This is a genomic window from Clostridium sp. FS41, assembly GCF_000954015.1.
GTDB classification, from domain to species: Bacteria; Bacillota; Clostridia; order Lachnospirales; family Lachnospiraceae; genus Enterocloster; species Enterocloster citroniae.
The window spans coordinates 24,862-49,652 of record NZ_JYHN01000039.1; the positions used below are offsets into that span (position 1 = coordinate 24,862).

The window sequence follows — 24,791 nt, forward strand, 5'->3', positions numbered from 1 at the left end:
TGATCCAGGGGGCCAGGATGTATACATCCTGGCCCCAAACTGATTCGTTTTCTATAATTCCAACAAAAGCCTGGCTGATATGGAGTCTATGGACAGAACATTGACATAGCCGGCCTTTAGGGCGGAATAAAGGACAGGCACCTTTTCGGAACTGGTGACATAGGCGAACAGGTACTCCTTTTCCCTGAGAACATCCAGGGGGATGGCCAGGGTCCTTTGATCCAGCCCCTCATCGCACAGCTTTCCCTTCTGGTCGATGAAATGACAGCATATGCTGCCCACAGAGCCGCATTGGTTCATCAGATCCAGGTCCGAGTAATTGATATATCCCGACCGGTACAGGCAGCAGGAGGTGTCGGAGGGGGCCAGGCTTACGATCAGCTTGTTGCACTGGAGCATGGATTCATACAGCTTCTTTACTTTGGAATCATGGAGCAGCATTTCCAGGATCAGGGGTGAGTCAAAGACAGCCGGGCATGGGAATATAAAGGCGTTCTGGGTGTGGAGACGCTGTCCCATCAGGTCAATGATCTCACTGGCATGGTTCCTTGTGCTGGTATTATCAATATGTCCGATGATCTGATAAAGGGAAATATCATCCAGGGACAGTTCCGGAAAATATCTGGCCATGGTATATAATGTATATCCCCAGGATATCCCGATCCTGTCATGGGGCCTAAAAAAGCCGGAGAAAAAACGGGCTGTCTCCTGGGCCGTGATCTGTAAGGCAAGCTGATCGTCATCATGGGGTACGGAAATAACCTTGACAGCCTTTAAGGGAAAGCGCTTTAACAGCTGTTCTTCCTGAAAACGGCTGATCTCATTCCTGCCGTCTATGAATATCTTTACGATCCCGTTTTCCCGGGCATCAGCCAAAAGCCGTGACACCTTTGGACGGGATATGTTGTAGCGGTGCGCGATCTCTGACTGGGTGAGATTACTGTTGTAATATAAATCTGCTATATTCTTCATCAGTTCCATATTTAAGTCGGTTTTCATAATCCCCTCGCATCTGTGCTGTAATTTGTTTGATTGTGTTCCTTAAGAACAATAGTACAATGAAAAAAATAAAAAAGCAAGAACTAAAAAATGAACATAAATTCATTTTTGAACAAAAATTAGATTTAGCTTGACGGTATCATTTATATTCGATATAATTTAGGTGAACAATATTTCATATATGATCAAAGGTTCATAAAATTCATCCGTTTCAGGAGAAGGAGGCAATATGAATGTGAAGCCGTCATTTGCAGGGGTTGTGACTGAGATTATTACACCATTTGGGGAAAATGGGGAACTGGACGAAGCTCTGCTGAGGGAAGAGGTGGAACAGCAGGTCAAAAGCGGGGTACAGGGGCTGTTTACCAACGGGCTGGCCAGTGAGTGTCTGTCCATGACCATGGAGGAAAAGAAAGAGGCCACCAGGATCGTATGCAGCCAGACAAAGGGAAGGATCCCTGTCATGTCCAATATTACGGGGAACCACTATGAGGAGTGCAAAGAACTTCTAAAGGCCAGCAAGGAGGCGGGAGCTGACGCTGTGGCGCTGACCCAGCCGCTGGTCTACAGCTGCACACAGGATGGGATCTATGATTTTTTCTCGGACCTGATCAGGGAATCGGACCTGCCGGTCTGCATCTATAATGCGCCCCAGACCTGCAATACACTTTCGCCGTCCACGGTTGCAAGGCTGCTTAATGAGCATGAGGAGGTACTCTACTATAAGGAGAGCACCATAGATGTGGTCCATATGCAGAATACCATGAGGCTGATCAACCGGGACAAAGAGTATGAATTTCTGGCAGGAAGCGATGCATCCATCCTGCCTGTGGCCTCATTGGGGGGAAAGGGCGTGATATCACTGATCTCTGCGGTATTTCCTGAGATCATACTCCAGCTGTGGAGTGAGATCCAGGACGGACAGACCGAACAGGCAAGGAATACCCAGGATAAGATCCTTGCGATCAGGGAGACTTTAAAGACAGGCCCGTTTATGGCAGGATACAAGTATGCATGTGAACTGGTGGGAATCCCGGCCGGAATGGTGAGAAGACCATTGAGCGGGCTGAGCCAGGGTGAAAAGGATAAGATCCATACAGGACTGCAGAAACTTAACTTAATTTAAAATAATAAGGTAAAATAATAAGAGTAGGGAGAATGAATGATGAATCGTAATAAAATTGCAAAAATGTGTGACCATACATTGTTAAAAGCATTTGCAGAGGAGAAGCAGATCGAGGTGCTGTGCAGGGAGGCTGTGGAGAATAAGGTGGCGTCCGTGTGTGTAAATCCCTGTTATGTGGCAAAGGCGGCACAGCTGTTAAAGGGGTCTGATGTCAGGGTCTGCACCGTGATCGGATTTCCTCTGGGAGCTAATACCAGCGACACAAAAGCGTTTGAGACCAGGGATGCGATCTCAAAGGGGGCAGAGGAAGTGGATATGGTCATCAATGTGGGAGCATTAAAATCCGGCCATATGGATTTGGTGTATGAGGATATAAAGGCAGTGGTGGATGCTGCCGCCGGAGTCCTCACAAAGGTGATCATTGAAACATGCTATCTCACGGATGAGGAAAAGCGGGAGGTCTGCCTTCTTGCCAAAAAGGCAGGGGCTGATTTTGTTAAAACGTCAACCGGCTTTGGGACAGGAGGAGCCACTGCCCATGATGTGCGGCTGATGAAGGAGACTGTGGGGGATTCCATGAAGGTAAAAGCATCCGGAGGCATGAGGACCTATGAGGATGTGCTGCCCGTACTTGAGGCAGGGGCGGACCGTCTGGGTGTAAGCGCCACCCTGGAGATCCTTGCCGGGGCTGAGGCTCATGGATAATAGTCTGAACATGGATTATTTCCTTCCTGTACGTCTGGTAACAGGGCCGGGATGCGTGTGGGAGGGAAGGAAGCTGTTTAAGGAGCTGGGAACAAGCTGCCTGATTGTCACCGGACAGCATGGGGCAAAGGATTCCGGCGCCTTGCAGGATGCTGTAAAGGCCCTGGATTCACAGAAGATATCATGGGATGTCTTTGACCAGGTGGAATCCAATCCCCTGATCTCCACGGCGCGCAGGGCAGGGGATGAGGCGCGGCGGATCCGGGCCGGCTTTATCATGGGGATCGGAGGCGGGTCTGCCATTGACTGCAGTAAAATGGCCGCGGTGTTTGCCCGCAACCAGATGCCCGGAGACTCTCTGTACCAGGCTGCGCCCCACTGGGAGCACGTTCCACTGCCATTGGTGCAGATCGGGACCACGGCCGGGACTGGAAGTGAGATCAATCCCTACAGTGTCCTTACCTCGGATATTACAGGACGCAAGAAATCCGTTGGCTTTGATCACGGATATGCCAGGGTGGTGTTCGGAGACCCGCGCTATACCATGTCTCTGTCCTATGATATTACGGTATCCACTGCCCTGGATGCCCTGTGCCATGCGACAGAAGGTTTTTTCTGCAAGGCGTCCAACCTTATGACAGACATGGCGGCAATGTCCGCGGCACAGCTGATCCTGCCGGTCCTGGCAGGGATGGAGAGGGGGAAGGAGCTGACCGCAGGCCAGAGGGAACAGCTGTATTACGGTTCCCTGTTTGGAGGCATGGTGATCAATAAAACAGGCACCGCTTACTGCCATGCATTTGGGTATTACCTAACAGAGACATTCCTCACACCTCACGGAATGGCCTGTGCAGAATTCCTGCCCCATTACATCCGGCGTTCGGCCCGTTTATGCCCGGATAAAGCAGCCTATTACCAACAGCGCTGCGGCATAGACATGGAGGAGATCTGCGTGCTAATCGAAAGCCTGACAGCCCATGAACCGTGGCCCTGTACAAAGGAGGAACTGTTAAAAGCCGCAGAGCGGTGGAGGATGGGTCCTCACAAAAATTTTGTAAAATCCCCGGGTGATTTTGGCAGTGATGAGATTACAGAGACATTTCTCCAGGTCATGATGAAATAGAACATGAGTCTGAAATAGAAAATGGATCCCACAAACAGACGGATGCTTGTGGGATCCATTTTTAGTTCATGTTTTTAGATGTTTTGCCAGGTTTGTCGGATTGTGGCGGCCATAGGGCAATGATACAATGAAACCATAATAAAAAGGAAGAAGGTAAATATGATGGAAGGTAACGTAAATGTATGGAAATCGGGGGATCACATTACTGCCGGGGATGTGGCTATGACCATCGACCACTCCCTGCTGAGGCCGGACATTACGGTTAAGGAGCTGGTAGAAGGATGCGGTATCGCTAAGAAATACGGCTGTGTTTCAGTGTGCGTCAGACCTTCGGACCTGCCGGTTGTGGTAAGGGAGCTGGAGGGAAGCGGCGTCCTGGTGACCACGGTAGCAGCATTTCCCCACGGAACGGCAAGCACCAAAAGCAAGATATTTGAAACCATGGACGCCATTGTACACGGGGCAGTGGAGGTGGATGTAGTGATGAACATTGCCCGCTTCCTTTCCGGCGAATATGACTATGTGGAGCAGGAACTGAGGGAAGTGGCAAGGGCTGCCCACAATCTGGGAGCCAGGGTAAAGGTGATCTTTGAGAACCATTATCTGAGTCCGGAACAGATTACCCATGCGTGCAGGATCGCGGAGGCAGCGGGAATGGATTTCGTCAAAACATCCACTGGTTATGCACCCACAGGGGCAACCATTGAGGACCTTAAGAATATGAGGAAAAGCTGCTCCCCGCATGTGAGTGTGAAAGCTGCAGGAGGGGTGAGGACACTTGACGCAGCGCTGGCAGTCCTTTCCACAGGAACCATACGGATCGGGACCAGGGGCACGGTGGAGATCATGGAGGAAGCAATCAGGAGGGAAAAGGAAGGTACTCTGGTTGTCCGGGAAGAAGGCACATTGGGCGAAGGGTATTAAAGTCATAGGAGGAGACACAGGATGAGCGTTTCGATTGGGATTAATCATGTAGTAAAAAAATATGGTGAAAATACGATCATTCCGGATTTGTCCGTGGAGATAAAAAACGGGGAATTTTTTACTCTCTTAGGTCCGTCCGGCTGTGGGAAAACTACCCTTCTCAGGATGATCGCGGGTTTTAACACCATAGAGGGGGGAGAAATCTGCTTTGACGACAAGGTCATCAACCGGATCGATGCACACAAGCGGAATATTGGCATGGTATTTCAGAATTATGCCATATTTCCCCATATGACGGTGAGGGAAAATGTGGAGTACGGGCTGAAACTTAGAAAAGAGCCAAAGGATTCCATGAAGAAAAAGATAGATGAGATTTTAAGCGTAGTGCAGATCCAGGAGTACCAGGACCGCCTGCCCCAGAACCTGTCCGGTGGACAGCAGCAAAGGGTTGCCCTTGCCAGGGCCATTGTGATCCATCCCAGCGTGCTGCTAATGGATGAGCCCCTTTCCAACCTGGACGCAAAGCTGAGGATCGAAATGCGTTCCGCCATCAGGGAAGTGCAGCATCAGGTAGGGATCACCACTGTTTACGTCACCCATGACCAGGAGGAGGCGCTGGCTATCTCAGACAGGATCGCGGTCATGAAATCCGGTGTCATCCAACAGGTGGGCACGCCTGAGCGCATCTATTCACGTCCGGCCAACACCTTTGTGTCCACATTTATTGGACACAGTAATTTGTTCCATGCTACAATATGTAAGGAAATAGGATTTACAGGAATCTGCCTGGCCAATGGTTACAGGATCGGGATGGATAACCTGGCGGATGAGGCCCAAAACGGCCAGAGGGCAGTGGTGTCCATCCGGCCGGAAGAATTCTCCCTGCAGCCGGGGGTCAGAGCCAGGATCACGGAAACTACCTTCCTGGGAAAATATATTAATTATGTATTGGAGTTTGAGGATTCCATGGTGCTTGCGGGACAGCCCAGCATTGAGTTCACACAGGATCTGGGGCATTCGGAGCTGCTGCATCATGTGGGGGACCTCATTGACCTTAAACCAAATGCCGCTAAGATCAATGTGTTTACAGAAGACCAGGAACACAGTCTGATCAAAGCAGCGGTATGAGGCGTACAGAACGGAGGGTAGGTATGATTCAAAAATTTAAATCCCGTTACAGGTGGGATTTCTGGAAATCAGTTACAGTTGTCATCCTGCTTGTATTTATATTATTCTTGATCTATCCATTATTTTCACTGTTTATCAGCGGGTTTAAGGACCCAGCCAGCGGACAGTGGAGTCTGAGCAATTTCCAGAAATTTTTTGGTAAGCGTTACTATTTTGGCGCGCTGAAAAACAGTTTTAAGCTAACGGTCTGCGTAACCGCGTTTACAGTCCTGATAGGGACCCCGCTGGCATACTTTATGACAACCTGTAAGATCAGGGGAAAAGGATTGGTTGAGATATTAATTATCATATCCATGATGTCCCCTGCTTTTATCGGAGCCTATTCATGGATCCTACTGTGCGGAAGAAGCGGGTGGGTCACCAAATTTGTGGAAAGCCATTTTGGGATCAGGACCCCATCCATCTACGGGTTTGGAGGAATGCTTCTTGTATTTACATTAAAGCTATATCCGTTTATCTATATGTACGTATCAGGAGCACTGAAAAAGATCGATGTCTCTTTAAGTGAAGCAGCGGAAAGCTTGGGCTGCAACGGGGTGAAGAAAGTGGCCACCATCATTGTGCCCCTGATCATGCCCACCGTGTTTGCAGGAGCCCTCCTGGTTTTTATGAATTCACTGGCAGACTTTGGCACTCCCATGCTGATTGGAGAGGGATATCAGACCATGCCGTCCCTGATCTACAACGAGTTTGTAAGTGAGACAGGTGGGGAAGCCAACTTTGCAGCGGCCATGGCAGCGATCATGGTTCTTGTGACAGCGGTGATGTTTACGGCCCAGAAGTATTTTGTGAACAAGAAGTCCTTTACCATGTCCTCTTTAAGGCCCATTAAGGCCAAACAGGTGACAGGGATCAAAAATGTTCTGATCCACGGGTTTGTGTACACCGTAGTAGGCCTGGCGATCCTGCCTCAGCTGACGGTTATCTACACATCATTCCTGAACACAAAGCGGGCGGTATTCCTGGAGGGGTATTCCCTGGTCAGCTACCGGATGATCTTTTCAAACCTGGGCAAGGCTGTGCGCAACACCTATGTATTCGGCCTGGCCGCCATTATCGTTATTGTGCTTCTTGGGATCTTTATCGCGTATCTTTCCATCAGGCGCAAGAATGTGTTTACCAGCATGATCGATACCCTGACCATGTTCCCTTATATCATACCGGGGTCTGTTTTGGGAATCACGTTGCTGCTGGCCTTTAATCACAAGCCGCTGCTGCTCAGCGGCACGCCATATATCATTATTATTGCTTTTATTGTGCGGAGACTGCCCTATACCCTGCGCTCAAGCGCGGCCATACTGTATCAGATCAGTCCCAGCATGGAGGAGGCATCCATCAGCCTTGGGGCTTCCCCGGTAAAGACATTCTTCAAAGTGACCGTAGTGATGATGATGCCGGGCGTACTGTCAGGGGCCATATTGAGCTGGATAACGGTCATCAATGAATTGGGGGCATCCATCATCCTCTTTACAGGTAAGACGCTTACCATGTCGGTGGCGATCTACCAGGAGGTGATCAGGGCCAGTTACGGAACAGCGGCAGCCCTGGCAACCATCTTAACAATGACAACGATCATATCACTGTTGATTTTCTTTAAGTTGTCAGGCGGAAGGGATGTTAGTTTGTAACAGAAAGGCGGGCATGGCGGGACATGAAAGATATCAGATATGGGGAATTTAGACGAAGTATTCGCAGGACCCTGATTCTTTATGCCCTTTTTCCCGCCATGTGCATGGTCCTCATTGTGGAACTCATCTTTTATTTCGCATGGAACCAGGGGGTGTGCGAGCGCAATAACCAGTGCAACACACAGATATCCCAGAGCCTGGAGGACTATATCGCAAGGTTTCGCAGTGCCTGTGAGGCAGCGTCCGGATGGGATCTGGACGGACCGGAATGGGACGTACCGTCCATCAGCGCACAGTTATATGAGGTTGTGGGCGACATGCCTTGCAAAGCTGATTTTTTTGTGCTGGATAGTGAACGGCAGCTGATCGCGGCCAGCACCAGGCTTCTGCCCCAGATATTATCGGACCCGGACAGGCCTGCCTGTGGGATCATGAGACAGATGGAGCGCGGTCCGGGGCAGTCCATGGTGTCGTTCTCCAGGCTGGACACAAAGGACTCAGGCAATCTGGAGCTGGAAGTGGGACAGGCTCTTTATGAATCAGGATCCATAAAGGGATATCTGCTGTTTACCATAAGGGGCTCGGATTTCCTGCGCTCTGCGGGGGCGCTTCCCGCGCTGCTCATTATTACGGACCGGTACGGCAATATTTTTGTATCCAATGCCTATCAGTTCCAGGATGAGATGGATAACCTGGATGCAAAGGTAATGGAAGCAGAGGAATATCTGCATTTTGAGGATGACGTGTATTCGACTGTTAAGGATGAGGTGGAGGATGGAAAGATCGTGATCTACACCCTGTCTTCCGTACAGATCATCCGAACCCTGTTTACCCTGCTGACCATTATCCTTATATTTGTTTTTGCCGTTATGGTGATGACCATTTTTCTGAGTACGGACAAGATCGCGGCCAGCAAGACCAAGATCATTGACGAGGTGACCAGGGCATTTGACTGTGTCCGGGAGGGGAATCTCAATGTTCCCCTGAATATTAAAACAGGTGATGAGTTTGAGATCATAGGGGATTCCTACAATGTGATGCTCTCCGAGTTTGACAATCTGATCCAGCTGAATAAGGAGAAGACAAGGCAGACCGTGATGGCTGAGATCAAGCATTTGGAAAGCCAGTTTGACGCACACTTTCTGTATAACACCCTGGAGGTAATCCGGGTACTTATACGGATCGACCCGAGAAGGGGAGAGCGGATGATCATCAATCTGTCCAGCCTGCTGCGGTATTCGGTAGACAACAAGAAGGAAGAAGTCACCATAATGGAGGATATGGGGTATACATATCATTACCTGGAGATATTGGAAGCCAGGTTCAAGGAGCGGTTTTGTTATCACATCAATATCCATCATGATACAGAAGACTGTATCATACCAAAACTGTTGTTCCAGCCCATTATAGAAAATGCGGTAAAATATGGGTTTGGGGACAGGGAAACACTTACTGTCATGGTTACATCGCGGATAATGGAAGGGGACCTGGTCATTGCCATTTATAATGACGGGGTAGGTATGGAGAAGGAGGCGCTTCGGCGTCTGACCGATTCCCTGGAAGAATCCAGTAATCCTGAAAATAAACTGGGGCTGTATAATATCCATCGAAGGATACACCTGATGTATGGACCGGACTATGGACTGGAAATACGCAGTGAAATGGAAAGCGGTACGGTTGTAAAGATACGGCTGCCGGTACATAGATAAGATTCACTATCACAGGACTGCGGGGGAGGAATAAGTGCTGAAAGTAGTGATTGTGGAAGACGAAGAGCTGATCCGGACGGGATTGGAGTATATGATCGACTGGATCAAAATGGACTGCACCCTGTCCGGCGTGGCAAAGGATGGGGCAGAGGGGCTTACAATGATCTGTGAAAAACATCCGGACGTGGTGATAACCGATATCCGGATGCCGGTCATGGATGGGATCGAGATGATCCGGCAGGCCCGGAAAAAATGCCATTTCCGTACGGTCATTTTGACCGGTTATTCAGATTTTGAATATGCCAAATCAGCCATTCAGCTGAAGGTATCGGATTACCTGTTAAAGCCCGTGGATGAGATCCAGCTGGAACATGTCATGGCGGACATCCACAGGGAGATTGAGTACAGCCAGACTTACATGGAGATCATGGAGCTTACTAAGAACAAGACCATGCAGGAGCTGGAGGACTGGAGTATTTACCGGTACAAGGACAGTTTTGAAAATGTCTATGTGGTGAAGGCAATGAATATGATCTGTGAACAGTATGACAAAAAACTGACCGTGGAGTCGGTGGCCGAGGAACTGGGGATCAGCATCAGCTATCTCAGCCGTAAGCTGAAGGAGTTCACAGACCAGACATTTCTGGACATCCTTAACAGATACCGGATCCAAAAATCAGTTCAGCTTTTAAAGGATGGAACATGGAAGGTATATGAGATTGCAAACCGGGTGGGATTCAGCGATTACAAATATTTTTGTTCTGTTTTTAAAAAGTATACAGGGATGTCCCCAACGGAGTTTGTAAAGAGTACAAACCAGGCCATATACCATATCAGCAATAAAAAGGACAGGGAAAAGGCGGAAGAAGGGAAGGGGAAAAATGAAACTGACAAAAAGCAGGCTGGAGCCGATGATTGACGCTTCCATTGGAAATAAACCGGCGCCCATGCTGGAAGAATTCAGGGGATTTGTAAAACAGACCAGTGGTTACGGGTTTGCCGTTACCCTGGCTGAACCATATTATGTTAAAACCGCGGCAGAGATACTCCATCCGCTGGGAAAAAAGGTGTGTACGGTGCTGTCATATCCTCTTGCGGGTATGACTCATGAGACAAAAATGCTCCAGGCCAGGACGGCCATTGCGGATGGCGCCGATGAGCTGGATATATCCATGGACCTGAGCCTGTTTTTATCCGGCAGATATGAGGAAGCCAAGGAGGATATGAAAGGGTTTGTGCACCTGACCCAGGAACATAACGTGCTTATGAAAATGATCTATTTTGCCAGCCGTCTTTCAGCGGATGACCAGAAACGGGCGGCCCAAATGGCGGTTGAGCTGGGTATCCCGTTCTTAAAGACAAATCCGGGGTTTGGGGCAGTGACAACCCCTGGTCAGATCAGATTCATAAAACAGCACTATGCAGGGATGATACAGGTGATGGCATCCGGAGGCGTGAGGACTGCGGAGGACGCAATGGCCATGGTGGAGGCGGGCGCGGACCGTATTGCCACCAGCACACCGTTTAGGATCCTTGAACAGCTGCCGGAATAAAGGGGGTAAGGGAAGATGAATATAACGGACAAAAACTTCTTTGATTCAGGGACGTCCATGGGATTATTAACGTGCGGCCTGAGTGAAGATGCCCTGGCAGGGCTGTGCAGGGAAGCGGTCAGACAGAAAAAAAGTTCCGTATGGGTATTTCCCAACATGATCGAGAATGCCAGGCGGGTTCTGGAACAGTCAGGGGTCAGTCTGGGGACCGTGGTCAGCTATCCGCTGGGAATGGACTGCCCGGAAGTGAAGATAGCGGAAACAGAGGACGCAGCAGACCGGGGAGCGACTGATATATGCGTGACCTTTAATGCGGGAGCATTTAAGTCAGGGGATATCCACACCATGATCCGGGAACTGAAGGGATGCGCGGATATGGCCCACGGCAAGGGGGCTAAGATGTATCTTCTCATAGAGACTCCCCTTATAACCGGTCAGCAGGCAGAGGATGTGAGGATTCTTGCAGAGGGCCTGGGGGCGGACGGTATCGTTTCATCCCAGGGATGGACATGGTAGTTCATGATTTTAGATACTATGACCGGTTTGTCGGATTGAGCCGGAAGGGACAGCCCTGATATAATAATGGTATGAAAAACAGTGATCCGGATAAAGGAGGAAGTCGGAATGAAGAAAATGTTGTCAGTATTTCTGGTAATGAGCCTTATAGCAGGCTTAAGCGCATGTGGGTCTAAAACAGCGGACGCGGGTAAGGCGGAACCGGCAAAGACAGAGGCAAAGGCCCAGTCGGGGGAGGAAAAGAAGGAGACAGAGGAGAAAAAGGAATCAGGAGAGAAAAAGGAATCGGGAGACAATACGGTTGTTGTGTACAGTGCCTATTCCCTGGAGTTTCTGGATCCCCTGGTGGAGGAGTTTGAAAAAGAGACAGGTGTGAAGGTGGACCTGATCGCAGCAGGTACAGGTGAACTTCTTAAGCGTATTGAATCAGAAACCAGCAACCCATTGGGAGATATCCTGTTTGCAGGCACGGTATCCACAGTGGCGCCCCAGGCATATCTGTTTGAGGACTATGTAAGCCCCAACGAGGAATTTGTCATCTCCGAGGAGCACAAGAACGTGGAAAAATCCATAACCAGGGCCACGTTGATGCCCAGCGTGCTGATGGTAAACACCAATCTGATCGGGGATCTGGAGATCAATGGTTATGAAGATCTGTTAAATCCTGAACTGAAAGGAAAGATAGCAGCAGCCAACCCGGCCCAGACAGCATCCGGATGGGAGCACCTGGTGAACATGCTTTACGCAATGGGAGGCGGGGACACGGATGAGGCATGGAACTTTGTGGAAAAGTTCTGCGAAAACCTGGACGGCAAGCTGTTAAGCAGTTCCTCAGCCGTATATAAAGGCGTGGCAGACGGGGAGTACACGGTAGGTCTTACATACGAAACAGGCGGCGCTGATTACGTGGTGGCAGGAGCTCCCGTAAAGCTGGTCTACATGGAGGAAGGCGTTATCTTCAGAGGCACCAATATCTGTATTGTAAAGGATGCGCCCCATATGGAAAATGCGCAGAAGTTTGTTGACTTTATCACCGGAAAAGAAGCCCAGACAATGATGGTGGTGGATTTGAATAACCGGGGGATCCGCAATGACCTTCCCGATTCCCCCATACTGAAACCTTACAGTGAGGTCAATGTGATCAAGGATGATGAGTCCATTGCCATTGACAATAAGGCAAACTGGATCGAGCACTTTACGGATATTTATACCAATGTCCAGTAAATACCTGATATAAAAACAGAAAGAGGAATTTTGATCTCCTCTTTCTGTTTTTTTGCCTGAACCCCACGTCCGTTTTTACATGGTAGTCCGGTCCTCAATATCAGCCTTCAAAATATTGGAGGCCATACTGTAGTTTTTCTGCTTCAGGTAATCCACAATCGCCACATGAAGCCCGTCCGCATCATAAAAAATGGGGGAATGCCACTGGCGGGAACGCTTTTGGGCATAGAAGCGGGTCTGGGTGGTCATGGATTCCTGAAGCTTTTTGTATGCATAGTCGTTCTGGTAGTTGGAAAATAACAGCAGGTGGAATCCAATGTTGTCCAGCCAGTGTTCCAGTGCTGTAAGCCCTTCTCCCTGGCGCTGCTGGTGGTACAGATTGTGATGTTCCAGCTTTTCAATGAGTCCGTCATCAATGTATCCGCCATACTGCTGCATAAAGCCGCATTCCAGAGAAATACGGTACCGTATGATATTCTGTATATCTCCCTCACTTATCTCAGTCACTTCATAACCGCGCTTAGGATAGTTGCGCAGCACATCCTCACTGCACAGCTGGATCAGGGCTTCCCGGATGGGGGCGCGGCTGACGCCGTACTTCTCCATCAGGGATTTCTCGTGGAGAATGGCTCCGGGCTGGTATACTCCATTTACTATATCTGAAAATAAATTATCATGTATCTGCTCTTTCAGGTTCAGCTCTGAACTAATCATATCAGATGCATCCTTTCTTGATCTTAGGTCATGAATTATGTGTATGAACTCAGTATAGGTTATATCCGGATGAAAATCAAGACTTTGATAAAATATATAAAAAGGCAAGAAATATATTATAACCCCCCTGGACTGAAAAGTAAATAGTCATATCAGTTTTTGCTGAAATATAGAGAAAAACATGATATAAGTAGGTAATATTGATAGTTTTGACTTTATTATATGAGGTTCCATGTAAATATTAACTAAAAATGCTTGACATTTAGATGAAAACTGATATGATTAGTTTTGTGAGATACAGTATGACATATGAAAAAAACTGTATAAATGAAAGGAGATAAAAGAAATCATGGGAGAGATCAAGAATGTAGCAACACTGACAAAGGACGAGCAGGCAAATATCAACAGGGCGGCCATTGAGCACAGGGCAACGTGGATGGGCCTTATCTATGATGAGTTCAGAAAAGCGGGGATCGATCCTGAGCCTATATTCAGAAAAGCGATCCGCAAATGCGGAAACATCCACGGTGAGAATTTTAAGGCGGCCTGTTCTGATCCGGAGGACTGCAGGGATTTTGCAAAGGTGTTCTTAAACGATTTGGGAAGAAAAACCTTTGAGCAGGAGGTGCATCAAGTGACTGAAACTGAGGTTCCTGTGGATTTCCATTACTGCGCGCTGTTAAATGCTTGGAAAAAGCTGGGATTTGATGATGAGACATGCGCTGTTCTTTGCGATATTGCCATGGATGGGGACCGGGGCATTGCAGAGGCAATGGGACTGGATCTGGAATTAACAGACACACTGGCAAAGGGATGTCCTACATGTAAGCTTTGCTTCCACAAATAAATCAAAAGGAAAAAGGAGGAGTTTTTTATGAAGAGGTTTAAATCAATGGCAGCGCTGGCCCTTTCTGCAGCACTGGCAGCAGGTCTGCTGGCAGGGTGTTCAAGCACAACAGGAGCCAAGACAGAGGCTGGAGAGAAATCAACCATTAAGCTGGGCGGCCTGGCACCCCTTACAGGCAACTATGCCGAGTACGGAAAGGGATTCCAGATCGGATTTCAGAAAGCCATAGACGAGATCAATGCAAAGGGCGGGGTAAACGGCCATAAGTTTGAGATTGAAATCAAGGACACCCAGGGAGATGCTGTGGTATCTTCCAATATGGCAACCAACTTTGCAGAGGATGAAAGCGTTATGGCTATTTTGGGGGATTTCACCTCAGGTGCCTGTAAGGCCAATGCGGAGATCGTGGACCGGTACGGAATCGTCCAGCTGAGCCCCACCGCATCCGCTCCCGACTATGCAAATATGAGCAAATACTGCTTCAGTATCATGGGGCGCCAGGATGTGGAAGCTCCTTACCTTGCAAAATACATACTTAAAAAGTATCTGGGCGCGCAGAAGATCGCAGTGATCCGTGTGGACAGTGACTGGGGCCTTTCCTGCTATGATAACTTCATGGAGCAGGCGGAAAAGGAAGGACTGGATGTGACCGCAGAAAAGTACGCCACCGGCGAAAAGGACTTCAGCTCCCTTATTACAAAGATGAGATCCATTGATCCGGACTGTCTGGTAGTGATGGACCAGGGAGACGCCGTTGCAGCCATCTTTAACCAGGCGGATGCCGCGGGCTGGGATATCCAGCATGTTTCCTTAGGGCCTGGCACCTCTGAGCAGCTGATTAACCAGCTGACCACTCCGGATAACCTGATCGTGACTTCTCCTTTCTTCTTTGATGAGAACAATGAGACCCTGTCCAACTGGGCCAAATCCTTTGAGGAGGAAGCCGGATTTAAGCCAACCATCCACCCTGCATGTGCATATGACTGTGTATATCTGATCGCCAATGCAGTGGAGAGGATCGGGGATGGGGAGATTACCCGTGACGCGATCCAGCAGGCGCTGGCTGAGAGCGAGAACGAAGGCGTGACAGGGGCACTGAACTTTACACCGGACGGCGATATTGAGCGCCAGTACATGATCTGCGGCGTTAAGGATGCCAAGTGGGTGGTGCTGGAAGGATTTGAATACGGCGCAGAAGGCCTTTAAGAACGGCTAAGGGCAATTGCAGACACGCTCTGGGGCGGCGCACAGGAACAAGATACCATATAGATGCTCCTGTCTGCCGCCCTTTTCTAAAAAGCGGGCTTCTGCGTGTGACGAGGAGGTATGGATATGGAATATATATTAAATCAGCTGGTTAACGGCTTGTGCCAGGGCGCAATATACGCACTGATGGCAATCGGCTATTCTGTTATAGTCGGTGTGGTAGGGATGGTTACATTTACATATGGCGAGATCATGATGATTGGAGCCTTCTCCTCCTATTATATTTTTTTACTGTTTGGCAACAATCTTCCGCTGGCGATCCTGGCGGCATTTACCGGATCATTTTTAATAGGAATTGTTGTCTACAAGCTCTGCTATGAAAAATTCTTTAATGCGCCCAGGCACATTTCACTGCTGTGTACCATTGGTATCAGTATGCTGATCAAAAACCTGGCTCAGATCGTCTTTGGGCCTGAGACAAAACCTGTTCTTGATATTGTTGAAAATAAAACATTCACCTTTATGTTAGGCAGCGTCCGGCTGGATATAAAACTGCTTCAGATCGTGGTCATTGTCCTTGTGGTGGTCCTGGCGTCTGCCCTGACCCTGTTTTTTAACAGGACCAAGTGGGGAATTGCCTTAAGGGCTGTAAGCCAGAACAAGGATGCCGCATACCTGGTGGGCATCAATGTAAAGCGCATGGCCATGATCGGCAACTGTATTGGTTCCGGTTTCGGCGGGATTGCAGGTATCCTGCTCTGTATCTATTATTATTCCGTATCCGCCACCATGGGCGGTATCTACAGCATGAAGGCGTTTGCAGCCAGCGTGCTGGGGGGCCTGGTGGATATCCGGTTCTCCGCCCTGGGCGGTCTGTGCATCGGCGTGATCGAGAACCTGGGGATCGCTGTGTCGGCCGCTACCTTCAGGGATGTGTTCGCCTTTGGGTTCCTGATCCTGGTGCTGCTGATCAGACCTCAGGGATTTGTCAGTAAGAAAGGGGTGAGAGTATGATGAACAAGGCAAGGGATTTTTATGAAAAACATAAGCTGCCTGTATTGCTGGCCCTTCTTGTCATATCCATCATTCTTCCCTTTGTGGTAAAACAGGCATTGATCTTACGGTATATCTGTACCATTATGATGTACGCCACCCTGGCCGGATCCCTGAACGTGATCAATGGCTACAGCGGCCAGACCTGTCTGGGCCAGGCGGGATTTTTTGCCATTGGCGCTTATACCTGCGCGTCCCTTTCCAAGAATCTGGGAATTGATTTCTGGATCGTGCTTCCCATTGCAGGAATACTCGCAGCCCTTGTGGGACTGATCGTAAGCCTTCCCACCCTGAAGCTGTCCGGAATCTACCTGTCCATCGTAACCTTGGGCGCTTCTGAGATCATCAGGATCATTGCCCAGACCTGGACGCCTGTGACCGGCGGTGCCCTTGGGATCAAACAGATCCCCTATCCCAATTTCTTTGGACTGGAAATGTTCAAGCCCAAATACTACTATTTTATTTTCCTTATCATTGGGGTGGTATTCCTGTTTGTCACAGGAAGGGTATTAAAATCCAGGGTGGGCCGCGCCTGGATGGCGATCCGCGAGGACCAGGTGGCTGCTAAATCACTGGGAGTTGAGACAAGCGTGTGCAAGTGCATGAACTTTATGTACGGCGCGTTCTGGGCCGGGATCATCGGAGCGGCCTATGCTCCTTTTGTAAACTATATTGAGTCCTCACAGTTTACCACGGATACAGGATTTAACGTGCTGGCCATGGTGGTGATCGGCGGACAGGGAACCCTTTTGGGACCCATTCTGGGATCGGCCATTGTCACCATACTCACAGAAGCCCTGCGCTTCCTGGAAAACTGGAGATATGTGATCTATGCATTTATCATTATCCTGATGATGTGGGTACGCCCTCAGGGGCTGATGGGCGCATCTGATTCCATCCTTGCAGGAGGTGAGATTCAGAAAAAGGACAATGGTAAAAAAGGCAAAAAGGCTCCGGAGGTGAAAAAGGCATGATTGATTTTAATTCCATTGATAAAAATGTACCGATTCTTGAGTCCAGGGGCCTGTGCAAGTATTTCGGCGGCCTGAAGGCGGTTGAGAACGTGGATATGAAGGTCATGGCAGGGGACATTTTCGGTATCATCGGGCCTAACGGCGCGGGAAAGACCACATTCTTTAACATGTGCACCGGTATGTATACGCCCACCAAAGGAAAGGTATATCTGATGGGGGAGGATGTGACCGGGTTTTCATCTGAAAAGGTGGCCAGGAAGCGCATGGCCAGAACGTTCCAGAACCTGCAGCTGTTTAAGTTCATGAGCGTTCTTGACAATGTTAAGATCGGGTGCCACATCAGGACAAAGAGCAATATGCTGGATGCCATTATCCACACCAGGACGTATAAACAGGATGAGGAATATGCGGTCAGCAAAAGCGAGGAGATATTAAAAGCCATCGGCCTGTTTGAGTACAGGGATACCATGGCAGGGAATCTGGCATACGGCATGCAGAGGAAGGTGGAGATCGCAAGGGCACTGGCCCTGGAGCCGTATATCCTTTTGCTGGATGAGCCGGCAGCGGGTATGAACCCCCTGGAGACCCAGGAACTGATGGAATTTATTAAAATGCTCAACGAGGGCGGTTATACCATTGCCGTGATCGAGCATGATATGAAATTTGTTATGAACTCCTGCAACCGCATTCTGGTGCTGAATTTTGGTCAGAAGATCTGTGAGGGTACGCCGGACGAGGTAAAGGCCAACCACCAGGTACAGGAAGCGTATTTTGGAAAGGGTATCATAGCAGGAGAGGCGGTGAAGGTTCATGCTTAAGGTTGAGAATCTTTCGGTGAATTACGGATATATCACAGCGCTGACAAACATCAGCTTCCATGTGGAGAAAGGGGAGATCATTACCCTGATCGGTTCCAACGGCGCGGGCAAGACAACCACCCTGGGCGCGATCTCCGGACTGGTTCCAAAGGCAGGAGGAAGTATTTCCTTTAAGGGCCAGGACATTACAAGGATGGCTCCAGACAAGGTGGTTAAAATGGGCATGTGCCATGTGCCTGAGGGAAGGAAGATCTTCCCGGCCCTGACCGTGTACGAAAACCTTATAGCGGGTTCCCTTGGAAATCCCAAGCTTTCCAAGGCAAGGATAGGGGAACTGGTGGAGGAGCAGTATGCCCTGTTCCCTCGTCTCAAGGAGAGGATCGGCCAGGCGGGAGGAAGCCTTTCAGGCGGAGAGCAGCAGATGCTGGCCATATCCAGGGGGCTTATGATGGATCCGGATATCGTGATGCTGGATGAGCCGTCCCTGGGTCTTGCGCCGATCATTGTGGAGGATATATTTGAACTGATCATGAAGATCAGGGATATGGGAAAAACCATTCTTCTCATTGAGCAGAATGCTTCCATGGCCCTTTCCATTGCGGACAGGGGATATGTTCTGGAGACGGGCAAGATCATCATGGAGGGCAAGGGCAAGGAACTCCTTGTGGATCCAAAGGTGAAGGCGGCATACCTGGGCGCCTAGCGACAAAGGGAAAGATGAAAGCGGGGGTTATATATGGATTTAGGTTTAAGGGGAAGGACTGCCGTGGTCACCGGGGGCAGTAAGGGCATCGGCTATGCGGTGGCTAAGACCTTTCTGGAGGAAGGGGCCAATGTATGGATCTGCGCCAGGAAAGCGGATGAGGTGGAGGACGCGGCCAAACGTCTCAGCCCATACGGACCTGTGGGTGCGGCGGCGGCCGATATGACTGTGGAGGAAGATGTATACAGAGCTGCAGAACAGGCCTTTAAACGGTTTGGGTCCCTGGACTTCTGGGTCAACAATGTGGGAGCCAGTTTTCCAAAAAAGGGGGAAGAGTATGGGGAAAAGGAGATTGAGCAGATAACTAAGGTCTGTTTTTTCAGTACTATATACGGGACCCAGGCTGCATTCCGCTATATGAAGGACAGCGGGGGAAGTATTGTGAATATCAGTTCCCTGGCGGCCAGATGCGCCACCGTGGGCGCCAGCACCCTGTACGGACCCCTGAAATCAGCGGTGGCCAAGCTGGCCGTATCCTTTGCCGGCGAATATGCCGCTTATGGGGTCAGGGTAAACTCCGTACTGCCCGGTTTTACAGCCACGCCTGCGGTGGCCGCAAACATCAGTGAGGAATACTTGCAGCGAAATGCCAATGACACCCTTCTCAGGAGGGTGGCCAAACCTGAGGAGATCGCAGGGCCTGTGGTGTTCCTGTGCAGCGAACAGGCGTCCTACATAACGGGAACCAGCCTGGAGGTTTCAGGAGGACGCAGCATTGTATTGAATCCGGAATACTCATATCTTAAAAAACAAGGAGAATCAGCATGAAGAAATTAATCAACAGACCGGAAGATTTTGTAAAAGAGACCATGGAAGGCATTATCTATGCATATGGGGATAAGGTAAGGCTGCTGGACGGTGATGAGAGGATCCTTCTCACCAATTACCCGGTTGAACAGGGCAAGGTGGGGATCGTCACAGCAGGCGGCAGCGGCCATCTTCCCGTATTTCTGGGGTATGTGGGCCAGGGAATGCTGGATGGCTGCGCGATGGGCAATGTGTTTGCCTCCCCTTCTGCAAAAAAGATGGCGGATATGATCAAAGCGTGTGATCACGGCAGCGGCGTACTCTGCCTGTACGGAAACTACGGCGGGGACAACATGAATTTTGACATGGCATGTGAGATGGTGGAAATGGATGATGTTGAGACCAGGACCGTGCGTGTAAAGGATGATGTTGCCAGCAGCCCGAAGGAGACAAAGGAAAAACGCCGCGGTGTGGCCGGAATGGTCTATGGGTTCAAGGTTGCGGGCGCTGCTGCGGAGCGGATGATGTCCCTGGATGAGGTGGCTGCCGTGGCTGAAAAGGCCCTGGACAATATCCGGACCATGGGAGTGGCCCTGTCACCCTGTATTGTGCCACAGGTAGGCGAGCCCACCTTTAAGATCGGGGATGATGAGATTGAGATCGGAATGGGGATCCACGGGGAAAAAGGCATTGAAGTGAGAAAGATGATGACCGCGGATGAGGTGGCCAAAACCCTGGTGGACAGGATCACCCAGGATATGCCTCTGACACAGGGGGATGAGGTATCCGTGCTGGTGAACGGCCTGGGAGCAACCCCCATGGAGGAGCAGCTGATCGTGTACCGCTGTGTCCATGAACTGTTAACGGAAAAAGGAGTGAAGATCATCATGCCCCATATAGGTGAATATGCCACTTCTATGGAGATGGCAGGTCTTTCCGTGACCATCTTTAAACTGGATGAACAGTTAAAGGAGCTTTTGACAGCACCTGCAAAGACACCGTTTTACACAAACCTGAACAAATAATCGCTAATAAGGAGACTGGAATCATGGATGCATCATCTGTAAAAAAAGGCATAAAAAAAATAAGCGGCATTATGACTGAGAACAAAGATTACCTGATCAAGCTGGACCAGCAGAACGGAGATGGGGACCTGGGAGTTTCCATGAGCGAGGGGTTTGCGGCGGCAGCCCGGTTTGTGGAGGAAACCCAGGAGACAGACCTGGGCAAGCTCCTGATGCAGACAGGCGGTGTGTTTAATGAGGCGGCGCCCTCCAGTCTGGGGACCATTATCTCCTTTGCCTTTATGGGAATGGCAAAGTCCTTAAAAGGCAAGACCGAGACAGACCCGGCCGGGTTTGCCGAGGCGGTGATGGCCGGAGTGGAAAAGATTATGGCCAAGGCCGGTTCTAAGCCGGGGGAAAAGACTATTTTGGATTCCATTTATCCAGCGGCCCAGAGCCTTTTGGAGCACAGGGACTGCAGCTTTGAAGAATCCTTCCGGGCAGCGGCAAAGGCAGCGGCAGAGGGATCGGAGGCAACCAGGGAAATGAAATCCGTGCACGGAAGGGCTGCTTACTACGGGGAGAAATCCATCGGTATCCTGGACGGAGGATCCGTGGTAGGGAAATTGATCTTTGAGGCTTTATCTGAGTAAATATTCCCGCATCTTTATAGAAAAAAAGGATATCCCTCGTGTATAAGAGGCGATATCCTTTTTGCACCCATTTTCACATTGGATGTCCTGAACAGTTACAACTTGTTTTAACAGATGTACGATTATTTATAGAAGCGAAGCTTGCAGATCGGACATCCCTCAGCCAGGGTCTCGGTCAGATCCAGCTGTAATCCCATGCCTTCCGCAATACCGCGGTCCCCGTCCATGGCAATGTCACAGAATAATGCACATGTCTCGTCATCAAAGCCTAACTTTTTCCAGGCAGTTAACAGCGGGCAGTAATGGAAATCTACAAGAACCTCTGATTCCTTCATTTCGATGATTTCCTTTTCAAAGGTCTTTCTTCCCAGCTCATTTAAAAATACGTTTGCAAAATCCCTGCAGTCATCAGGATTTGCGCAGGCTGCTTTGTAATTCTCACCGTGGATCTTTCCGCATTTCCAGATCGCCCTTCTGATCGCAGGCTCAGGATCAATTCCATCCTTCTTCAGCTCGTCATAGATCAAAGCCATCCAGGATGCCCTGAATTCGATGGCCGACCTGTTGATGTTTGCCTGAACATCATCGGTTAATGTTGCTACGTTTTTGATTTCTCCCATAATACTTATTCTCCTTTCGTTTATACAGCTATAATTGCTTATTCCAAACTCCGGCAATATGACATTGTTATATGTATTTCCTATGTTCTTATAAATAGTATACTACATAAAGAATTGTTGCTACAAGGCTAAAGAGATACAGAGTGGAAAAACGCAGTTAAAGTATTCCCTCATTTAAGAACACGGAAAGTCCGCTGGCTATGATACTGATGCCAAGGAAAAATCCTTTTTTCGTATTATCCAGGACACCTAAAATTTTGCCGCCGATCGATTTGAGAAGTATTGCTTGACTGAACATAATAAAATCCCCCTTTAAAATGCATCTGAAGCAGATACCTGACGCGATCCGGAATCTTCTGGATCCGGTCTCACCGCTGTTATTAAAAACTCAGCCGTTAACCTCCTTTTATGAACGATTTGTTATCTTTTTCTGGATATGTAAAGTAGACATAACAAATATATGTATTAGCAACTTATCAACCTGGATTCATTATACACATTATCCTAATGAAAGTAAACAAAAAGTTTTATTTTTGTAATGTTGCACAATTGGCAGGCTTTAATTTGGGCAGTTTGATGAATTGTCAGGAAATACAGGAGGGGGAGTGTATCAAACAGGAGTGAAAATAGAAGGAAAACAGGGCTGGATACAAAAAAGGCAGGCGCCATTACGGCCCTGCCTTAAGCTTTAAAATTCTAATGTAATAAATGGCTTATTTAACTGTGATGCACAAACGGTAGTGGTGATAGCCAGGACCTCGGTATCTTTGTATACAAAATTATCCCATGTAAACAGTTCCGCATTTTTTTCCAATTTAAGAGGGGAGATGTCCATATCCCTGGTGATCTGTGTGTTGATAAAGATCTTTAAACGGGTAGGCTTTTTGTTGAAATATTTGCGCACATATTCGTGCAGGAATATCCGTTCAAGCGCCTCGCTGTCAAAGGTGTGGTTGCTGCATACGGAAAGAGGAATATAGTTATAATCCAGCTCGATGGGCAGGCCGTCCTGACACACGCAGCGCACGATCTTATACACATAAGCTCCCTGATCCAGGTTGAGTTTGGCACACAGCACCGGACCGGCCTGTATAATGCCGTGCTCAAGCAGCTTATGAGGCCGGTGGGCCGACTGCTCAAAGGGTTCGATCTTGATTTCGCTGGCAAATGCAAAGGGCTGTTTGTCGCCGTTCTTATCAGGCGAAAGGATAAAGGTTCCCTTTCCCTGGATCCGCTCCACCACCCCTGCGCTTGCAAGCTCCTTGATGGCAGTGTTGACCGTGATCCGGCTGACATCAAACTGCTTGGAGAACTCCGCTTCCGATGGAATCCTGTCACCGGGCAGAAAGATGCCGTCTTTAATCTTTTGCAGGATATAATTTTGTATCTGAACATATTTTGGTATGTAAGAAATATTATCTTCGGTTATCATCAACTATCCCCTCTCTCATCACTGTCCTGTTATTCAGGCACCGAAGACGTCAAGGCACAGTACGTAAAAGCAGGATAGCCGGAAGATATGCCAGATCAGTCTTATTCGTGTGCGGCTGCAATAAATGCCCTCAGCTCATCATCATAGGTATTCAGGGCCAGAGAGCAGTCCGGAGCTAAAATAAACGGTATTTCCTTCATGCGTTTTAAGGTGTGTCTGGTTGCGGCGCCAATCTCCTCCGCCTTATGCTGTCCGAACAGCCTCTCGTCACAGCCGCCCATAGGCGTTATGGATTTATCCAGCCATAAAGGCGCGCTGTCCAGGGAAGGATTGCCTGTTGCGCTCTCCGGCCAATGCAGGATATCAATGGGATAATGGGCAAAATACTCCGGATTGACTTCCAGTCCGCAGGCATGCACCATGATCTTGCAGGGTTTCAGTACCTCCATCAACATCAGGTCGTAGGGTTTTACAAATTCTTCCCACTCCTCCTTTGTCAGGTAGGTGGAACGGGAAAGGCCGGTTGCGCCGTAAAATACGCCGAACAGCCCGTTGTCGATCATCTTCTGAGAGTAAGCCGCCATGGTATCGGTGATATTCTTTAAGGTACGGTGTACCAGATCCGGCTGCTCGTGCATCAGTGTAACCATAAGATCATCACGGCTGGCAGCACGGTAACGTCCGATCGGGTTTACCGCACACAGTTTCTGCAGGATACTGGTGGGGCACATCATGGTCTGGAAAATAGGAGCGCCGTCAGTCACACCCTCCTGTATTGCTTTCACTGTCTCGATCTGCTCTGCAAAGGGGCCGTGATCTCCGGGCAGTACAGTAATCTTTTCCAGATCCTCTGCGCAGCCGATGGGTCCTTTTACACATTTGGGAAGAACCCCTTCATAGTTATCAAAATCAAATACGCCGCCCCAGGCTTCCTCATAGTAAGACGCCCTTGGCTGCAGCTTGACATAATCCCAGTCATACGTATGATGCCAGTCCAGCATGGCTTCAACAAAAAGTGCAGACCCGCTGTGCTCTTTATCAACAAAATGACGCCATGCCGAAACAGGCGGGCGGTCTGCCAGCTCACCATTTAATACTGCTAAAACTCGATCCTTTTTTGTCCACATAATAAACGCTCCTTTAAGCTTTTGGATTTTAGGTTTGATAAGCTGCCAAAGTCTTCAAAGGCGCTACAATTACGAATGACATATTGACAAGTATAGTTATCACAATTCTAATATAAGTATAAAGCAGTATAGTTGACA

Annotated in this window: 26 protein-coding genes; 20 read left to right on the forward strand and 6 right to left on the reverse strand. The window is 49.1% G+C overall.

All coding sequences use genetic code 11. The annotated features are described in order from the left end of the window. Nucleotides 1-51: 51 nt before the first annotated feature. Complete coding sequence (locus CLFS41_RS28915) at nt 52-999, reverse strand: sugar-binding domain-containing protein (protein WP_048931074.1); 948 nt, start codon at nt 997-999, stop codon at nt 52-54. Between the two features lie 229 nt (nt 1,000-1,228). Between CLFS41_RS28915 and CLFS41_RS05225 the strand changes: the two genes are divergently transcribed. The 11 genes from CLFS41_RS05225 to CLFS41_RS05275 all read left to right on the forward strand — a co-directional run bounded on the left by CLFS41_RS05225 (nt 1,229) and on the right by CLFS41_RS05275 (nt 12,695). Continuing rightward, nucleotides 1,229-2,125, forward strand: coding sequence for a dihydrodipicolinate synthase family protein (locus CLFS41_RS05225; protein WP_045091669.1), 897 nt, complete (start codon nt 1,229-1,231; stop codon nt 2,123-2,125). A gap of 39 nt (nt 2,126-2,164) precedes the next feature. Next, nucleotides 2,165-2,830, forward strand: coding sequence for a deoxyribose-phosphate aldolase (deoC, locus tag CLFS41_RS05230; RefSeq protein ID WP_045091670.1), 666 nt, complete (start codon nt 2,165-2,167; stop codon nt 2,828-2,830). After that, a complete protein-coding gene (locus CLFS41_RS05235) occupies nt 2,823-3,953 on the forward strand; it encodes an iron-containing alcohol dehydrogenase (RefSeq protein ID WP_052665630.1) in 1,131 nt (376 codons plus the stop codon). The genes deoC (CLFS41_RS05230) and CLFS41_RS05235 overlap by 8 nt, the downstream gene beginning before the upstream one ends. Nucleotides 3,954-4,112: 159 nt before the next feature. Then, nucleotides 4,113-4,877, forward strand: a complete 765-nt coding sequence (gene deoC, locus CLFS41_RS05240; protein ID WP_045091671.1) for a deoxyribose-phosphate aldolase — start codon at nt 4,113-4,115, stop codon at nt 4,875-4,877. A 21-nt stretch (nt 4,878-4,898) separates the two neighbouring features. Continuing rightward, the gene (locus tag CLFS41_RS05245; protein ID WP_045091672.1) at nt 4,899-6,005 is read left to right on the forward strand and encodes an ABC transporter ATP-binding protein; all 1,107 of its coding nucleotides are present in this window, start codon (nt 4,899-4,901) and stop codon (nt 6,003-6,005) included. Between the two features lie 23 nt (nt 6,006-6,028). Next, the gene (locus CLFS41_RS05250) at nt 6,029-7,693 is read left to right on the forward strand and encodes an iron ABC transporter permease (RefSeq protein WP_045091673.1); all 1,665 of its coding nucleotides are present in this window, start codon (nt 6,029-6,031) and stop codon (nt 7,691-7,693) included. A gap of 23 nt (nt 7,694-7,716) precedes the next feature. After that, complete coding sequence (locus tag CLFS41_RS05255) at nt 7,717-9,402, forward strand: histidine kinase (RefSeq protein ID WP_045091674.1); 1,686 nt, start codon at nt 7,717-7,719, stop codon at nt 9,400-9,402. A 34-nt stretch (nt 9,403-9,436) separates the two neighbouring features. Continuing rightward, nucleotides 9,437-10,321, forward strand: a complete 885-nt coding sequence (locus CLFS41_RS05260) for a response regulator (protein ID WP_082082500.1) — start codon at nt 9,437-9,439, stop codon at nt 10,319-10,321. Continuing rightward, complete coding sequence (gene deoC / locus CLFS41_RS05265) at nt 10,284-10,955, forward strand: deoxyribose-phosphate aldolase (RefSeq protein ID WP_045091675.1); 672 nt, start codon at nt 10,284-10,286, stop codon at nt 10,953-10,955. The genes CLFS41_RS05260 and deoC (CLFS41_RS05265) overlap by 38 nt, the downstream gene beginning before the upstream one ends. 15 nt (nt 10,956-10,970) lie before the next feature. Then, nucleotides 10,971-11,471, forward strand: coding sequence for a hypothetical protein (locus tag CLFS41_RS05270; RefSeq protein ID WP_052665632.1), 501 nt, complete (start codon nt 10,971-10,973; stop codon nt 11,469-11,471). A 108-nt stretch (nt 11,472-11,579) separates the two neighbouring features. Further along, the gene (locus CLFS41_RS05275) at nt 11,580-12,695 is read left to right on the forward strand and encodes an extracellular solute-binding protein (RefSeq protein ID WP_200895080.1); all 1,116 of its coding nucleotides are present in this window, start codon (nt 11,580-11,582) and stop codon (nt 12,693-12,695) included. A 75-nt stretch (nt 12,696-12,770) separates the two neighbouring features. Here the strand turns inward: CLFS41_RS05275 and CLFS41_RS05280 are convergent, their stop codons facing one another. Beyond that, nucleotides 12,771-13,409, reverse strand: a complete 639-nt coding sequence (locus CLFS41_RS05280; protein ID WP_007870640.1) for a GntR family transcriptional regulator — start codon at nt 13,407-13,409, stop codon at nt 12,771-12,773. A gap of 349 nt (nt 13,410-13,758) precedes the next feature. Here CLFS41_RS05280 and CLFS41_RS05285 point away from each other — a divergent pair, with 349 nt between their 5' ends. The 9 genes from CLFS41_RS05285 to CLFS41_RS05325 all read left to right on the forward strand — a co-directional run bounded on the left by CLFS41_RS05285 (nt 13,759) and on the right by CLFS41_RS05325 (nt 21,474). Continuing rightward, nucleotides 13,759-14,256, forward strand: coding sequence for an L-2-amino-thiazoline-4-carboxylic acid hydrolase (locus CLFS41_RS05285; protein WP_007870638.1), 498 nt, complete (start codon nt 13,759-13,761; stop codon nt 14,254-14,256). Nucleotides 14,257-14,283: 27 nt separating this feature from the next. After that, a complete protein-coding gene (locus CLFS41_RS05290; RefSeq protein ID WP_007870635.1) occupies nt 14,284-15,462 on the forward strand; it encodes an ABC transporter substrate-binding protein in 1,179 nt (392 codons plus the stop codon). A gap of 126 nt (nt 15,463-15,588) precedes the next feature. Then, entirely contained in the window at nt 15,589-16,476 is an 888-nt protein-coding gene (locus tag CLFS41_RS05295; RefSeq protein ID WP_007870632.1) for a branched-chain amino acid ABC transporter permease, read from the forward strand. After that, the gene (locus tag CLFS41_RS05300) at nt 16,473-17,489 is read left to right on the forward strand and encodes a branched-chain amino acid ABC transporter permease (protein ID WP_085952490.1); all 1,017 of its coding nucleotides are present in this window, start codon (nt 16,473-16,475) and stop codon (nt 17,487-17,489) included. Before CLFS41_RS05295 ends, CLFS41_RS05300 begins: the two co-directional genes overlap by 4 nt. Continuing rightward, the gene (locus CLFS41_RS05305) at nt 17,486-18,307 is read left to right on the forward strand and encodes an ABC transporter ATP-binding protein (protein WP_007870622.1); all 822 of its coding nucleotides are present in this window, start codon (nt 17,486-17,488) and stop codon (nt 18,305-18,307) included. Before CLFS41_RS05300 ends, CLFS41_RS05305 begins: the two co-directional genes overlap by 4 nt. Further along, a complete protein-coding gene (locus CLFS41_RS05310) occupies nt 18,300-19,010 on the forward strand; it encodes an ABC transporter ATP-binding protein (RefSeq protein WP_007870620.1) in 711 nt (236 codons plus the stop codon). Before CLFS41_RS05305 ends, CLFS41_RS05310 begins: the two co-directional genes overlap by 8 nt. Nucleotides 19,011-19,043: 33 nt before the next feature. Beyond that, the gene (locus CLFS41_RS05315; RefSeq protein WP_007870615.1) at nt 19,044-19,838 is read left to right on the forward strand and encodes an SDR family oxidoreductase; all 795 of its coding nucleotides are present in this window, start codon (nt 19,044-19,046) and stop codon (nt 19,836-19,838) included. Next, on the forward strand, nt 19,835-20,842 hold the full coding sequence (locus CLFS41_RS05320) for a dihydroxyacetone kinase subunit DhaK (protein WP_045091676.1): 1,008 nt from the start codon (nt 19,835-19,837) through the stop codon (nt 20,840-20,842). Before CLFS41_RS05315 ends, CLFS41_RS05320 begins: the two co-directional genes overlap by 4 nt. Nucleotides 20,843-20,865: 23 nt before the next feature. After that, nucleotides 20,866-21,474 carry a dihydroxyacetone kinase subunit L gene (locus CLFS41_RS05325; RefSeq protein ID WP_045091677.1) on the forward strand — a complete coding sequence of 203 codons (609 nt, stop codon included), beginning with the start codon at nt 20,866-20,868 and terminating at the stop codon, nt 21,472-21,474. A gap of 122 nt (nt 21,475-21,596) precedes the next feature. Here CLFS41_RS05325 and CLFS41_RS05330 read toward each other — a convergent pair whose 3' ends face one another. The 4 genes from CLFS41_RS05330 to CLFS41_RS05340 form a co-directional block, all read right to left on the reverse strand. Next, complete coding sequence (locus tag CLFS41_RS05330) at nt 21,597-22,094, reverse strand: L-2-amino-thiazoline-4-carboxylic acid hydrolase (protein WP_007870611.1); 498 nt, start codon at nt 22,092-22,094, stop codon at nt 21,597-21,599. 157 nt (nt 22,095-22,251) lie between these two features. Next, nucleotides 22,252-22,392 carry a hypothetical protein gene (locus CLFS41_RS30030; RefSeq protein WP_156200215.1) on the reverse strand — a complete coding sequence of 47 codons (141 nt, stop codon included), beginning with the start codon at nt 22,390-22,392 and terminating at the stop codon, nt 22,252-22,254. A gap of 390 nt (nt 22,393-22,782) precedes the next feature. Then, entirely contained in the window at nt 22,783-23,526 is a 744-nt protein-coding gene (locus tag CLFS41_RS05335) for a GntR family transcriptional regulator (protein WP_045091678.1), read from the reverse strand. Between the two features lie 101 nt (nt 23,527-23,627). After that, the gene (locus CLFS41_RS05340) at nt 23,628-24,653 is read right to left on the reverse strand and encodes a uroporphyrinogen decarboxylase family protein (RefSeq protein ID WP_007870607.1); all 1,026 of its coding nucleotides are present in this window, start codon (nt 24,651-24,653) and stop codon (nt 23,628-23,630) included. Between the last annotated feature and the right edge of the window lie 138 nt (nt 24,654-24,791).